The sequence below is a fragment of the Rhodopseudomonas pseudopalustris genome (assembly GCF_900110435.1).
Lineage (GTDB): Bacteria > Pseudomonadota > Alphaproteobacteria > Rhizobiales > Xanthobacteraceae > Rhodopseudomonas > Rhodopseudomonas pseudopalustris.
Genome location: NZ_FODT01000017.1, coordinates 21,534 through 35,739 on the forward strand (window position 1 = coordinate 21,534; position 14,206 = coordinate 35,739).

General features: G+C 67.4%; 11 protein-coding genes and 1 tRNA gene. 6 read left to right on the top strand and 6 right to left on the bottom strand.

Going from position 1 to position 14,206, the window contains the following annotated elements; genetic code table 11:
• Positions 1-40: 40 nt before the first annotated feature.
• From BMY71_RS23030 to tsaD, 6 genes are all read right to left on the bottom strand, one after another.
• Positions 41-568 carry a L,D-transpeptidase gene (locus BMY71_RS23030; RefSeq protein ID WP_011500901.1) on the bottom strand — a complete coding sequence of 176 codons (528 nt, stop codon included), beginning with the start codon at positions 566-568 and terminating at the stop codon, positions 41-43.
• Between the two features lie 381 nt (positions 569-949).
• Positions 950-2,902 (bottom strand): acetate--CoA ligase, encoded by a 1,953-nt coding sequence (gene acs / locus BMY71_RS23035; protein ID WP_011500900.1) that lies wholly within the window; start codon positions 2,900-2,902, stop codon positions 950-952.
• 482 nt (positions 2,903-3,384) lie between these two features.
• Positions 3,385-4,062, bottom strand: a complete 678-nt coding sequence (locus BMY71_RS23045; protein ID WP_092686276.1) for a class I SAM-dependent methyltransferase — start codon at positions 4,060-4,062, stop codon at positions 3,385-3,387.
• A 171-nt stretch (positions 4,063-4,233) separates the two neighbouring features.
• Positions 4,234-4,647 (bottom strand): EVE domain-containing protein, encoded by a 414-nt coding sequence (locus BMY71_RS23050; protein ID WP_092686250.1) that lies wholly within the window; start codon positions 4,645-4,647, stop codon positions 4,234-4,236.
• Between the two features lie 3 nt (positions 4,648-4,650).
• A complete protein-coding gene (locus tag BMY71_RS23055) occupies positions 4,651-5,640 on the bottom strand; it encodes an NAD(P)H-dependent glycerol-3-phosphate dehydrogenase (protein ID WP_092686251.1) in 990 nt (329 codons plus the stop codon).
• Between the two features lie 36 nt (positions 5,641-5,676).
• Positions 5,677-6,750 (bottom strand): tRNA (adenosine(37)-N6)-threonylcarbamoyltransferase complex transferase subunit TsaD, encoded by a 1,074-nt coding sequence (gene tsaD / locus BMY71_RS23060; protein WP_092686252.1) that lies wholly within the window; start codon positions 6,748-6,750, stop codon positions 5,677-5,679.
• A 194-nt stretch (positions 6,751-6,944) separates the two neighbouring features.
• On the opposite strand from tsaD, the gene BMY71_RS23065 reads away from it, so the two are divergent.
• The 6 genes from BMY71_RS23065 to BMY71_RS23090 all read left to right on the top strand — a co-directional run bounded on the left by BMY71_RS23065 (position 6,945) and on the right by BMY71_RS23090 (position 14,143).
• The gene (locus BMY71_RS23065) at positions 6,945-7,688 is read left to right on the top strand and encodes a uroporphyrinogen-III synthase (protein ID WP_092686253.1); all 744 of its coding nucleotides are present in this window, start codon (positions 6,945-6,947) and stop codon (positions 7,686-7,688) included.
• A 60-nt stretch (positions 7,689-7,748) separates the two neighbouring features.
• Complete coding sequence (locus BMY71_RS23070; protein ID WP_092686254.1) at positions 7,749-9,185, top strand: COG4223 family protein; 1,437 nt, start codon at positions 7,749-7,751, stop codon at positions 9,183-9,185.
• A 7-nt stretch (positions 9,186-9,192) separates the two neighbouring features.
• Positions 9,193-10,959 (top strand): heme biosynthesis HemY N-terminal domain-containing protein, encoded by a 1,767-nt coding sequence (locus tag BMY71_RS23075; RefSeq protein ID WP_092686255.1) that lies wholly within the window; start codon positions 9,193-9,195, stop codon positions 10,957-10,959.
• A 354-nt stretch (positions 10,960-11,313) separates the two neighbouring features.
• A tRNA-Thr gene (locus BMY71_RS23080) sits at positions 11,314-11,389 on the top strand.
• Positions 11,390-11,549: 160 nt separating this feature from the next.
• On the top strand, positions 11,550-12,962 hold the full coding sequence (locus BMY71_RS23085) for an MBOAT family O-acyltransferase (RefSeq protein WP_092686256.1): 1,413 nt from the start codon (positions 11,550-11,552) through the stop codon (positions 12,960-12,962).
• Between the two features lie 2 nt (positions 12,963-12,964).
• Complete coding sequence (locus BMY71_RS23090) at positions 12,965-14,143, top strand: alginate O-acetyltransferase AlgX-related protein (protein WP_092686257.1); 1,179 nt, start codon at positions 12,965-12,967, stop codon at positions 14,141-14,143.
• Positions 14,144-14,206 lie beyond the last annotated feature (63 nt).

The window sequence follows — 14,206 nt, forward strand, 5'->3', positions numbered from 1 at the left end:
TGCGAGACGATACGAGCTCGCTTTCAAGCGCTCAAGCGCCTCAGCGGGTGACGAGGACCTGGGTGCCGACCGAAACGCGCTGATACAGATCACTGATATCGTCGTTCAGCATCCGGATGCAGCCGTAGGAGACGAAGCCGCCGACCGAGTTCGGACGGTTGGTGCCGTGGATCGCGTATTCGCCGCCGGCCAGCGTCATCGCAGCGACGCCCATCGGGTTTTCCGGCGTGCCGCCCGGGATCACATCGGGTATCGCCGGATTGTCGCGCTTCACGTCCGCCGGCGGCGACCATGCCGGATTGCGGTACTTGCCGTCGATCTTGGTGACGCCTTCCCAGCGCTTGCCGGCCTTGCCGACGCCGACCGGATAGCGCACCGCTTGGCCCGGTTCGACCACTAGATAAAGCCGGCGCTCGTTGGTCTTGACCACGATGGTCCCCGGCGAATAGTCGCCACGGAAGCTCACCAGATCGGGCCGCGCCTGGGCATCAGGCGCCGTCAGCACGAAGGCCGAGGCCAGAGCCGCCACCGCACCCGCGGTCTTCGCCGAACGAAATCCAAAAGACATTCCGTCTCTCCAGTTTCCTCTGCCGGTCTCATCGTGCCCGACCCGGCCGCCCACATGCCTCGCCATTGTAGCGCCGCAGATTAACCGAGTGATTCTGACCGGTAACAGGGACGGGGATTGGACGCGGCATTCAAAGAAAATCCGTTCAACAAAGTAAATAGCTGGGAAACAACACTCGGTCGCAAAGTGGCTGTCGGCGCCGATCGGCCTCACACATGTTGTTGAACGGGCACAAACAGTCGCGGGCGGCCGCCTGAGCCGCGACTATCCGTCGCCCAAATTGAGGGGATTTGACGCAGCCGGACCGGGCGGCTGGGGGAGGGTCTCCGCAAAACGAAGCGCCCTGCCCCCGAAGGAGGCAGGGCGCTGTCGCAATCGCGGTCAGACCGCCTTGTGGTGCTTGTTCTGGCGATGCTCGACGAGATCGTCGACCACCGCGGGATCGGCCAGCGTCGAGGTGTCGCCGAGCGTCGAGGGCTCGTCCTCGGCGATCTTGCGCAGGATGCGGCGCATGATCTTGCCGGAGCGGGTCTTCGGCAGGCCGGGCGCGAACTGGATCAGGTCCGGCGAGGCGATCGGGCCGATGTCCTTGCGGACCCAGGCGACCAGCTCCTTGCGCAGCTCCTCGCTGGGCTCGATCCCGGCCATCAGCGTCACATAGGCGTAGATGCCCTGGCCCTTGATGTCGTGCGGATAGCCGACCACGGCGGCTTCCGACACCTTGGGATGCGCGACCAGCGAGCTTTCGACCTCGGCGGTGCCCATGCGGTGTCCAGAGACGTTGATGACGTCGTCGACCCGGCCGGTGATCCAGTAATAGCCGTCGGCGTCGCGGCGGCAGCCGTCGCCGGTGAAGTACTTGCCCTTATAGGCCGAGAAGTAGGTCTGCTCGAACCTGGCGTGATCGCCGTACACCGTGCGCATCTGGCCCGGCCAGGAGCGCGCAAGGCAGAGATTGCCGGTGCATTCGCCCTCCAGCACCACGCCTTCCGGATCGAGGATCTCCGGCACCACGCCGAAGAACGGCCGCGTCGCCGAGCCGGGCTTGAGCTTGGTCGCGCCGGGCAGCGGCGTGATCAGGATGCCGCCCGTCTCGGTCTGCCACCAGGTGTCGACGATCGGGCAACGGTCGTCGCCGACGACGCGGTGATACCACTCCCAGGCTTCCGGATTGATCGGCTCGCCGACCGAACCGAGCAGCCGCAGGCTCTTGCGCGACGTCTTCTTCACCGGCTCGTCGCCGGCCTGCATCAGCGCGCGGATCGCGGTCGGCGCGGTGTAGAAGATGTTGACCTGGTGCTTGTCGATCACTTCCCAGAACCGCGAATTGGTCGGGTAGTTCGGCACGCCTTCGAACATCAGCGTGGTCGCGCCGTTGGCGAGCGGCCCGTACAGGATGTAGCTGTGACCGGTGACCCAGCCGACGTCGGCGGTGCACCAGTAGACGTCGCCGTCGTGATAATCGAACACGTATTGGTGCGTCATCCCGGCGAACACCAGATAGCCACCGGTGGTGTGCAGCACGCCCTTGGGCTGGCCGGTCGACCCCGAGGTGTAGAGGATGAACAGCGGGTCTTCGGCGTGCATCGGCTCGATCGGGCACTCCGTGGTCACCATTTCGGCGGCCTCGTGGTACCAGAAGTCGCGGACGTCATCCATTTCGACCGCAGCGCCGGTGCGCTTCACCACGACCACCCAGTCGACGCCGCCGCATTTGGCGAGCGCGGCATCCACATTGGCCTTCAGCGGCACCTTACGGCCGCCGCGCAGGCCCTCGTCGGCGGTGATCACCACCTTGGACTGACAGTCGGTGATGCGTTGGGCGAGACTGTCTGGCGAGAAGCCGGCGAACACCACCGAATGGATCGCGCCGATCCGGGCGCAAGCCAGCATCGCGAAGGCGGCTTCCGGAATCATCGGCAGATAGATGGTGACGCGGTCGCCCTTGCCGACATTGCGGTTGCGCAGGATGTTGGCGAATTTGCAGACCTCGTCGTGCAGCTCGCGATAGGTGATTTTGCGCGACTGCGAGGGATCGTCGCCCTCCCAGATGATCGCGACCTGATCGCCGCGGGTGTGTAGATGCCGGTCGATGCAATTATGCGCGACGTTGAGGACGCCGTCCTCGAACCATTTGATCGAGACGTTGCCGGGCGCGAAGGAGCAGTTCTCGATCTTGTGCGGCGGCTTGATCCAGTCGAGGCGCTTGGCCTGCTCGGCCCAGAAGCCGTTCGGGTCGCTGACCGAGCGGGCGTACATCTCGCGATACTTCGCATCGTCCACGAAGGCGCGGCTCGCCCATTCCGAGGGCACGTCGTAGATTTTCTCGGACATTCTTTCCTCCACCCGAATACGCGGCCTTGCCGCACCCGCCGTCAGTGCCCGGACCGCAAATCGCTTCAAGACCGGCGGCCCACCTGTCAGCACATCCCGCTTCGCCGGATCGTACACTGCCGATCGGGCGAAATCGCGAAAACCGCTGATGGATGAGCGTCGCCGGCGAAGAGACGTGCGATCGTCTCACCATTCCGGCCGTTGTTGTTCGGGCGATTATGCGTCGGCGTGCCCGGTAACGACAAGCCGGCGTCCATCCGACTTTTGGCGCTGATTGTCGCCGGTCCGGCCGGCGCGGCGTGTCGAGCAACCGGGAGCGGCCTGGCGCGGAAGCTGCCGGCGGCTGCCCCGCCGCCCGCAAACCAATGATCGATCGACAGAATTTCGATACGCCGGGGCGGCCGGCGAGGCTGGGAAGCGGCAGGCGCCATCCGCCTCCCCGACGCGCTGGCGATGCCGCCGGCCGACGACGGGGATGCCGGCTATCGGACTGGCTGCTTCAGCGTCCATACGCCGGTCGCCTTGATCTCGGCGTCTTCGAGCTCGCGCGTCACCGGCACGCCGTAGCTGGCGAGCTGGGTGAGCTTGTCCTTCGGCAGATAATAGCGCCCCGGATCGCCGATCAGCACGAACGCGCCGCCGTCTGCCCGGTTCTGCAGAAACCCGAAGGCCAGGTCGGCGATGTCGCTCTGATAGAAAATGTCGCCGGCGAGCACGGTCTCGGCCGGCGCCACATGGGGCGCGGCGAGCAGATCGTCGCCGCTGACCGCGATCGCCACGCCATTTGCCGCCGCGTTGACCGCGATCGCCTCGCGCGCAAAGCCGTCGATGTCGAACGCGGTCACGCGCCGCGCGCCGGCCTTCATCGCCGCGATCGCCACCAGCCCCGAACCGGAGGCGAAATCGATCACGTCGCGGCCGGCGACGGTTTCGGGATGATCGAGCAGATAGCGCGCCAGCGCCTGCCCGCCCGCCCAGGCGAACGCCCAGAACGGCGGCGGCAACCCGGCCTCGCCGAGCTCCTCCTCGGTCTTGCTCCACAGCGGCAACGCCTCGTCGGCGACATGCAGCATCACCTCCGGCACCAGCGGCACAGGACGCAGCCGCGTATTGGCGCGAATGAAAGCGATCGGATCGGCGATGGCGGAGGTGCTGCTCATCAGCCGGTGATGCGCGGATACCGCAGCGATGTCCACGCCCAACTGTCATCGCCCGCGAAGGCGGGCGATCCAGTATTGCAGAGAGTCAGAGGTTGAACGCGAGCGCTCTGGGATACTGGGTCCCCCGCTTTCGCCCGGGATGACGTCAGTTCCCGGCGCAGGCGCTGAGTACTAAACCCCGCCCATCTTGCAGATCAGCTTCCATTCGTCCGCCATCACCGGCTGCACCGACAGGCGCGAGTATTTCAGCAGCGCCATTTCGGCGAGCTTCGGTTCGGCCTTGACGGCGACCAGCGTCACCGGCGTCTTCAGCTTCTTGTCGGCCTTGAGGTCGACGCAGACGAATTTGCCGCTTTCGTCGGTCGGGTCGGGATAGGCCTCGCGGATGATCTCGGCGATGCCGACGATCTCCTTGCCCTCGTTGGAGTGATAGAAGAAGGCGCTGTCGCCTTTCTTCATCGCGATCATATGCAGCTTGGCGGAGTGGTTGCGGACGCCGGTCCAGGCCTCGCCCTTGGCGCCCTTGGCCACCTGCTGGTCCCACGACCACACCGAGGGCTCGGATTTCACCAGCCAGTACGCCATCGTCTATTCCTCAGCCTTCAACGGCCGCGTCAGCAGGCCTTCGATCGCAGCATCTACGCCGAGCTGGCCTTGGAGGATCGCCGCGACCGCGGTCGAGATCGGCATCTCGACGCCCTTGGCCTGCGCCATCTCCAGCAGCACCGGCGCGGTGTAGTAGCCCTCGGCGAGCTTGCCGTGGGCGGCCTCATCGATGCTCTCGCCGCGGCCGAGCGCCATGCCGAACGAGAAATTGCGCGATTGCGGCGTCGAGCAGCACATCGTCAGATCGCCGAGGCCCGACAGGCCGTGCATGGTCTCGATCCGCGCCCCATAGGCCTTGCCGAACCGCACCAGCTCGACGAAGCCGCGCGTCGTCATCGCCGCCAGCGCCGAGGCGCCGAGCTTGCGGCCCGCGACGATGCCGGCCGCGATCGCCATCACGTTCTTGGTGGCGCCGCCGAGTTCGACGCCGCGCACGTCGGTCGAGTGATAGGGGCGGAAGCTGCCGGAATTCATCGCCTGCGCCAGCGCCTGCGCGATCGCGGCGTCGCTCGCCGCAATCGTCACCGCGGTCGGCAGGCCGCGCGCGACGTCGGCGGCGAAGCTCGGGCCGGACAGGATCGCCGGAATCGCGTTCGGCGCGCATTCGGCGATGATCTCGGTCATGAAGCGGTGGGTGCCGTGCTCGATCCCCTTGGCGCAGGCGATCAGCGGCGTGCGCGCGGCTATCAGCGGCTGCAGCGAGGTGGCGACCGAGCGCAGCACCTGCGCCGGGACCACCAGCAGCAGCGCCTCGGCGCGGGCGGCTTCTGCGAGATCGCGCGTCACCTTGATCGACGGCTCGAGCCTGACCCCGGGCAGGAATCTGCTTTCGCGCGTCTGTTCGAGATGCTGCGCATGGCCGGGATCGTGCTCCCACAGCGTGACGCTGCGGCCGGCGCGCGCCGCCGTCAGCGCCAGCGCGGTTCCCCACGCGCCGCCGCCGAGCACGGCGATCGAGTTAAATGCTGACACGGACGCCTCGCACAATCGAATGAGCCATCATCGGTTTCAGAATCCCGCGCGCGTATTGGCGAATTTTCCCGGCGCGGTCGCGTTGGCGTCGAGCAGCCAGCGGGCGCGGGGCGCCGCGTCCATGGTGTCGGTCAGGCCGAGCGCGAGACGCTCGGCGCCGGCCCAGGCGATCATCGCGCCGTTGTCGGTGCACAGCGCCGGCGGCGGCACCATCAGCGTGGTCTGCGCCTTCGCGGCGACCTCGCGCAAAGGCCGGCGGATCGCCTGATTGGCGGCGACCCCGCCGGCCGCGACCAGCGCCTTCGGCGCGCCGAAGCGCTCGCGGAACAACCGCAGCCCGGCGCCCAGCCGGTCGGCCATCGAGTCCAGCACCGCGGCCTGGAAGCCGGCGCACAGATCGTTGATGTCCTGCGGCTCCAGCGGCGTCAGCCGGCTGGCCTCGTTGCGCACCGCGGTCTTGAGGCCGGACAGCGAGAAATTGGCGTCGGGCCGCCCCAGCATCGGCCGCGGGAACGCGAACCGCGCGGCGTCGCCGGACGCCGCTGCGCGCTCGACCTGCGGCCCGCCCGGATAAGGCAGCCCCAGCATCTTGGCGATCTTGTCGAACGCCTCGCCGATCGCATCGTCCACCGTGGTGCCGAGCCGGACGTAGTCGCCGACGCCGAGCACGGCGACAATCTGGGTGTGGCCGCCGGAGGCGAGGAACAGGCAGTAAGGAAACTCGGTCGCATCCGTCAGCCGCGGCGTCAGCGCGTGCGCCTCGAGGTGATTGACCGCGATCAGCGGCGTATTGTGCACCAGCGCGATCGCCTTCGCGGTGGTCAGCCCGACGATGACGCCGCCGATCAGCCCCGGCCCTGCCGCCGCGGCGACGCCCGAGAGCTGCGCGAAACCGGTTCCCGCTTCCCGCATGGCATTTGCGACGATGCCGTCGAGCAGATCGACATGCGCCCGCGCGGCGATCTCCGGTACAACGCCACCGAACGGCGCGTGTTCGTCGATTTGCGAGCGCACGATGTTGGAGAGAATCCGGCCGCTGCCGTCGGCGCGGCGTTCGACCACGGCGGCGGCGGTTTCATCGCAGGTTGTCTCGATTCCGAGCACCAGCAAGGTTTGTTCACTAGTCAAATTGAGCCCTTGCGTTTGCGGCCGAACCAGCGTTCTCCTTGCTTCGCGTAGCATTGCGGGGTCGCGGAATGCAATCATCCGGTCGGCTCCCCGCGGCTCCGGCAAAGTCTGATGGCCCGCTTGTTCCGGCGGCCGCATCGGCTCCTGTTTCCCTCTCGCATGCGAGGACGTCAGGCGTGGCTATGCTCGTCACCCGCCCGCAACCCGATAATGACGCGACCGCAGCGGCGCTGCGCGCGAAAGGTTACGACGTGTTGCTGGCGCCGATGCTGCGGTTCGAACCGCTGCCGTTTCCGGATGATCAGGACACGATCACCACCGGCGTGATCGTCACCAGCGCCAATGCGCTGCGGGCGATCGAGCATCAGCCGGGCTTTGCGCGACTGCTGAAGCTGCCGCTGTTCGCGGTCGGCAAACATACCGCACGCGCCGCACGCGACGCTGGGTTCCAGGATGTCGTGGTCGCCGACGGCGACGCCGCCCGGCTGCGGCTGAAGGTCTCCGACAGCGTCCGCGGTAAAAAGAAGACCGAAGGCACGTTGCTGTATCTGGCCGGCGCCGACCTGTCGCGCGACCTCGCCGGCGAATTGCGCGAAGACGGCTTCAACGTCGTGATGCAGACCACTTATCGGATGGCGCCGGTGCCGACCCTGCCGGTGAGTGTCTGCGACGCTTTCGCAGCTCATCGCATCGAGGCGGTGCTACATTATTCGCGACGCAGCGCGCGCGCCTTCATCGACGCGACGCGGGAGTCGGGAATCGAGATCTCGGCGCTGGCGATCCCGCAATGCTGCCTGTCGGAGACAGTCTCCGAGGTGGTGCGCGAGGCTGGCGCCACACAGGTGACGGTGGCGCGCACGCCCGACGAGCCGGCGCTGTTCGAAGCGCTGGACCGTGCGATCGGCGCGCCGGCGCGCTAAGTAACAACGCCCCGGACCGAAAACGGATTCGGCTGGACAGGTGACGAGGAACGGTTGCGGATGGTCAAGAACAGGCCCGGACACGAAAATACGCAGCACGAAAAGGACCCGCGCGAGAACGCGGCGTCCGTTGGCGCAAGTGATGCGCATCCGGAACAAGCCGCCGAGGTGGATGTGGACGCGCCGATCGAGGCGCTGGCCCTGAACCCCGTCGAGCCGACCGCGGAGGAGATTCGCGACGATCCGGCGCTGGAGCCATCCGCAGAGCATCGGCAGCAGGACGTGATCGACGCCGAGCCGCTGCCGGAGACGGCGACTGACGATCCTCCCGAGACCCGGTTCGCCTCCACATCGGACAAAGCCGAGGAAGCCGCGGCGCGGTCTGCGGCCGCCGCCGAGCCGCGCCGGCCAGGCATCGTCGCGGCGATGCTGCCGCCGGTGCTGGCGGTCGCGATCGCCGCCGCGGTGGTTGTCGGCGCCGCCAAGACCGGGCTGCTGCCGCAGTTCCTGTCCTCGACCAGCGTGAGCGCGCCGGAGGGCGACGTTGCGGCGATCGATGCGCTGAAGGCGCGGATCGCCGACCTCGAAGCGCGGCCGGCGCCGACCGGTTCGACCACCGCCACAACGCCTGCCGCTGCAGCCGATCCGGCGCTGGCCGGCAAGGTCGACGCGCTGGAGAAGACCGTCGCCGCGCTGCGCGACGACCTCGCCACGCTCCGCGACCGATCCGAACAGCTCGCCAGCGCGTTGAAGGAGGTCAAGGCCGCGCCGTCCGAGCCTGCCGCGACCGCAAGCGAACCGCCGGCGATGGCCTCGACCGACAAGACCCCGCCCGACAAGGCCGCTGCCGACAAGGCCGCGACCGATTCGGCGGCGGCGCTGGCCGCGATCAACGCCCGCCTGACCGAGCTCGAACACGCCGCCAAGACCGCGACCGAGGCCGCCCCGCAAGCGCCGCAGCCCGCGGTCGTGTCCGACGACGCGCCGCTGCGCCGTCTCGTCACCGCGACCATGCTCGATCTGACGGTGAAGCAGGGCGCGCCCTATGCGGCGATCCTGAAGGCCGCCGAGCCGCTCGCCACCGAAACGGGAGCGCTGAAGCCGCTGGAGCCGTTCGCGGCGACCGGGGTTCCCGCCGCCGCCGCCCTCGGCCGCGAGCTGATCGCCCTGCTGCCGAAGCTGTTGTCGGGCGCCGAGGGCGCCAGCAACGCGAATTTCATCGACCGCTTCCAGTCCAATGCGGAACGTCTGATCCGGATCCAGCGTTCCGACGCCACCGCCGGGATCGATCGCACCGCGATCGTCGGCCGCATTACCGCGGCGGCGCAGCGCGGCGACCTTGCCGAGGCGCGGCGCGAGCTGAAAGCGCTTGCGCCGGCCGACCGCGCTCCTGTTCAATCCTGGATCGACAAATCCGAGGCGCGCGACCAAGCTCTCGTCGCCTCGCATTCCTTCGCCACCGCTGCGCTAGCCGCGCTGCAGAAACCGTCGCCATAGGATTCCCATGCTGCGCATCATCCTGTTTCTCGTGATCATCGCGCTCGCGGCCGCGGGCGCAGCCTGGGTGGCCGAACAGCCCGGCGATGTCGTGCTGTCGTGGAACGACTGGCGCGCCGAGATGCGTCTGCCGGTCTTCGTCCTCGGGCTCGGCGCCGCGATCGTCTCGATCGTGCTCGCCTGGGCGATCATCACCGGGCTGTGGCGTGCGCCGAGCCGGATGAAGCGCGGCCGCTTCGAACGTCGCAGCGGCCGGGCCCGCCACGCCATCACCCAGGGACTGCTCGCGGTCGGCCATGGCGACGCCGCGGCGGCGCGCAACCACGCCAGCGCCGCGCGGCGGCACGCGCCGCACGATCCGCTGGCGCTGCTGCTGCAGGCGCAATCGGCGCAGCTCGAAGGCGACCGCGACGGCGCCCGCCGCGCTTTCCTGGCGATGGCCGGGCGCGACGACACCAAATCGCTCGGGATGCGCGGCCTCTATATCGAGGCGCAGCGCGCCGACGATCCCTACGGCGCGCTGGCGATCGCCGAGGAAGCGCTGCGGCTGCAGCCGAATTCGACCTGGGCGTCGCAGGCGGTGCTCGGCTTCCGCTGCGCCCGCGCCGACTGGTCCGGGGCGCTGGATATTCTCGAAACCAACCTGTCCTCCGGGCTGGTCGACAAGAAGGTCTTTCGCCGGCAGCGCGCGGTGCTGCTGACGGCGCGCGCGATCGACCTCGAGGACAGCGACGAGAGCCTGGCGCGCGACAGCGCGCTCGAGGCCAACAAGCTGGCGCCGACGCTGATCCCGGCCGCGGTGCTGGCCGCGAAATGTCTCGCCGAGACCCATCAGGTGCGCCGCGCCATGAAGGTGATCGAGGCGGCCTGGCAGGCCCAGCCGCATCCCGATCTGGCCGCCGCCTATGCGAACATCAAACCGGGCGATCCGGCCAATATCCGGCTGGCGCGGGTGCAGAACCTGATCGCCAAGAACCCGGCCGATTTCGAAAGCGCGCTGGCGATCGCCCGCGCCGGGATCGACGCCGGCGAATTTGCGCGCGCGCGCCGGGCGCTGCAGCCGTTCATCGACAATCCGACCCAGCGCGTCGCGATGCTGATGGCCGAGATCGAGCACGGCGAACGCGGCGACACCGCGAAAGCGCGCGCCTGGACGCTGCGCGCGGTGCGCGCGCTGCCGGATGCGATGTGGACCGCCGACGGCTATATTTCGGATCATTGGCGCCCGGTGTCGCCCGTGACCGGCCGGCTCGATGCGTTCCAGTGGCAGGTGCCGATCGCCGCGCTGCCGGCGAGGAAGGCGGTGGTGATCGAGGACAACCCGTTTCACGACGCCCTGATCGCCTCCTCGGCGACCGAGGCGCTGCCGGCGGCCAACGCCCATGATCCGGTGACGGTGACGATCGAGTCGGTCGTCGAGACCACGGTGGTGGCGCCGAAGCAGGCGGAGGCGACCGTGGTGACGGTCGAGCCCGAGGCCGCCGCCGACAAGCCGAAGGACCAGAAGGGCAGCTCCCGGGGAGGCGCAACCAAGGATGCCGGCAAGAGCGCGCCGGAAGCGCCGGTCGCCGCGTCGGAGACCGTGATCGCGATGCCGTCAACGCCGCTGTTCCATCGCCGCCCGAGCCAGGCCACGCCGCCGGTGATCCCGATCGTCCGCGCCCCGGACGATCCGGGCGTCGACGAAGAGGCCGCGCCGGGGGATTTTACCGAACAATCGGCCGCGCCCGCCGGCCAGACCGGCAACTGGCGCGGCTACCGACCGCCGCGATAGAGCATTGATCCCGAAAGGGGACACCGGCTTTCGGGAAAGATCACGCTCAAATAAGAACTTGGAACAGAATGACGTTTCGGAGATCGTCATCCTGTTCTGGCGCGTCATCCGGCACACTGGCCGACTGGCTTGAAGAACATGCGTCGTAGCTGGAATCTCGAGCTTCGGTTCTGATTCGATCGGAACCGAACAGGCTCCGGACGGCGCGAACCGGTCGAATTCGCGGAACGCCGCAAGGCGTTGCGCGCAACAACCCGGATTTCCGGGTCCGGCCGGCGGTGGTTCTTGCCAATCCGCCCGCCGGTCGATATCAGAAGCCAGCGTTTTCGGGCGGTGCATCACCCGCCCGCGGTCGCCGCAATAGCTCAGCTGGTAGAGCACGTCATTCGTAATGACGGGGTCGGGGGTTCGAATCCCTCTTGCGGCACCATTTTCCTGCGACCGTTCTTGTTCGCAAGACATTCCCTCCCGCCCCACCGACGAGACTGGTCTGATCGACCACCGCTGAGCGTGCTGTGCCGCCACATGAGAATCTGAAATAGGTTCCGGAAGATTGCGGAAACAGGGCATCACGGAGCGCCGGCCCGCCCATGCTATTTTACGAACCCCTGTTCCTGACCTGCTTTCCGTTTCTGCTGGTGCTGTACTTCGCCGCCGGCGACGCGCGGTCGAAACGCTGGATCCTGCTGACCGGCAGCGGCCTGTTCTATCTCTGGGGCGAGCCGCTGTTCGTGCCGGTGGTGGTGGTCTCGGCCCTCGTCGATCACCTTTTGGCGCTGCGGATCGCCCGCACGCCGAACGCGGCGACGCGGCGGGCGCTGCTGACGCTCGGCGTGGTGCAGAACCTGGCGATCCTGGTCATCTACAAATACACCAGCTTCGCCATCGAGAGCCTCAACCTGCTGCTTGCGGCCGGCCGCCTCGGCGCGCTGCCGCTGTGGCAGATCGCGCTGCCGATCGGCGTGTCGTTCGTCGCCTTCGAGAAGATCACCTATCTGGTCGACAGCTACCGCGGCGTCTCCAAGCCGGCGCGGCGGTTTTCCGACTACTGCCTGTTCGTGTTCTTCTTTCCCAAGCTGCTCGCCGGTCCGATCCTGAAATATCACGAGATCGACGGCCAGATCGCCGCGCCGCGCGGCTTCGCCTGGAATGATTTCGGCTACGGCCTGCTGCGTTTTTCGCGCGGCATCTTCAAGAAGCTGATGATCGCCGATCCGCTCGGCGGCTACGCCGATCAAGTGTTCGGCGCCGACCCGGCCGGCCTGTCCGCCGCCACCGCCTGGTTCGGCGTGGCGTGCTTCACGCTGCAGATCTATTTCGACTTCTCCGGCTATTCCGACATGGCGATCGGGATCGCGCGGATGCTCGGCTTCAGCCTGCGCGAGAATTTCAACCTGCCCTACATCGCCCGCTCGATCACCGACTTCTGGCGGCGCTGGCACATTTCGCTGACCACCTGGATTCGCGACTATCTGTACATCCCGCTCGGCGGCAATCGGGTGAGCGACCTCGTCACCACTCGCAATCTGTGGATCTGCTTCCTGCTGTCCGGACTGTGGCACGGGGCAAGCTGGAACTTCGTGCTGTGGGGAGCCTATAACGGCCTGTTCCTGACGCTCGACCGGCTGTTCCTGGAGCGGGCGCTGAAGCGCAGCGGGGCGGTGGTCGCCACCCTCCTGACGCTGCTGATCGTGATGATCGGCTGGGTGATCTTCCGCTCGCCGAGCGCTGCGCATCTCGGCTCCTTCTTCGCCGCGCTCGCCGGCCTTGGCCAATCGACCACGACGCTGACGCCGGCCGCGTCGGTGATCTGGACCGCCGCGCTCGGCGCGGCGCTGAGCCTGATCCCGGCGTTGCCCGGTTTCGCCGCCTTGCGCGCGGCATGGCAGGGCGGCGCCGTGCTGCGCTTGGCCGGCAATATCGGCCTCGGCCTGCTCGGCATCGTCGCCATCGCCCGGGCGGTGGCGATTCCGTTCCAGCCGTTCATCTACTTCCGGTTCTGACGATGGCGGCGGCAACCACACGGGCGGGGCAATGGCTGCGGCGGTTGGCGGCGGCGGCAGTCCTGCTGATGCCGGTGCTGACGCTGTGGAACATCGCCGTCCCCTCGCGCGCCTTCAATATCGGGCCGTCGCTGATCGGCGTCACCAAGCAGACGCCGCTCGACCTGTCGCTGCGCGCCTTTCTCGACGGCACCCTGCAGAAGACCGCGGCGATCCGGATCGCCGAGGCGATGCCGCTGCGGCGGACGCTGATCCGGCTCAACAACCAGATCGCCTATTCGCTGTTCGGCGAGGTCAATGCGCCGGGGATACTGGCAGGCGTCGGCGGCCAGTTGGTGGAGCGCAGCTATCTCGAAGAGTATTGCACGCGCAGCGACGGCGACGCCGACCGGCTGGCGGATACGGTGGTCCCGCTGCTGCGCAACCTTCAAGCCTACTATCGCGACCGCGGAGCGATTTTTCTCTATGTCGTGACGCCATCAAAGGTCGCGCATCTGCCACAACACTTCGTGCATCTGATCTCCTGCCGCAGCACGGACGCTGCCCGCGTCGAGCTTGTGCCGCGCTACGTTGCGCGGCTGCGCGCGGCTGGCATCGATGTGGTCGATGCAGCGACCTCTACCCATGCGCTGAAGGGCCAATATCCGGTCGAGTTGTTCCCAAGGGGTGGGATCCACTGGAACGACCAGGCAATGGCGCGGGCGTCGCAGCAAATCGTCGAAGCGGTCAATCGGCAGGCCGGGCGTGAGCTGCTGCCGCAATTCGACTTCACCTCGACGGTGAACCTGCCACCGGAAGGCCGCGATCGCGATCTCGCCGAGCTCATTAACCTACTCGTCTCGCCGCTCGACTACGCCACGCCGAAGTTGACCTTCTCGAATCCGTCGTGTGCGGGCCAACCTGCGCGGACTATTGACGCCGCGATTGTCGGCGGCAGTTTCATGGACGGGGTCGGTGAGGTGCTGACCGAGAGTGCGTGCATGGCGCGACTCAGCCAGTATTTCTACCTCAAACTCGGTCGCTATGGCGGCGCGCGCCGGCAATTGATTCAGGAGAATCTGTCCGACTCCGACCTGCAGCGGCTGCGCGACGTCGACATCATGCTACTCGAAGAGAACGAAAGCGCGATCGGCCGCCAAGGATATCTGACGCTGCTACATCATATCGTGACCGACAAATAGGCGTGCCTTGATCGACCACCTTACGACATGAAATCCCCAGGCGTTCGGCGCGGCCGGTCGTGG

Bases quoted from the DNA above. Each gene is read 5' to 3' on its own strand.
- BMY71_RS23075 (WP_092686255.1), top strand. From the start codon at position 9,193: ATGCTGCGCATCATCCTGTTTCTCGTGATCATCGCGCTCGCGGCCGCG.
- BMY71_RS23070 (WP_092686254.1), top strand. From the start codon at position 7,749: ATGGTCAAGAACAGGCCCGGACACGAAAATACGCAGCACGAAAAGGAC.
- BMY71_RS23090 (WP_092686257.1), top strand. From the start codon at position 12,965: ATGGCGGCGGCAACCACACGGGCGGGGCAATGGCTGCGGCGGTTGGCG.
- BMY71_RS23045 (WP_092686276.1), bottom strand. From the start codon at position 4,062: ATGAGCAGCACCTCCGCCATCGCCGATCCGATCGCTTTCATTCGCGCC.
- BMY71_RS23085 (WP_092686256.1), top strand. From the start codon at position 11,550: ATGCTATTTTACGAACCCCTGTTCCTGACCTGCTTTCCGTTTCTGCTG.
- BMY71_RS23030 (WP_011500901.1), bottom strand. From the start codon at position 568: ATGTCTTTTGGATTTCGTTCGGCGAAGACCGCGGGTGCGGTGGCGGCT.
- BMY71_RS23050 (WP_092686250.1), bottom strand. From the start codon at position 4,647: ATGGCGTACTGGCTGGTGAAATCCGAGCCCTCGGTGTGGTCGTGGGAC.
- acs (WP_011500900.1), bottom strand. From the start codon at position 2,902: ATGTCCGAGAAAATCTACGACGTGCCCTCGGAATGGGCGAGCCGCGCC.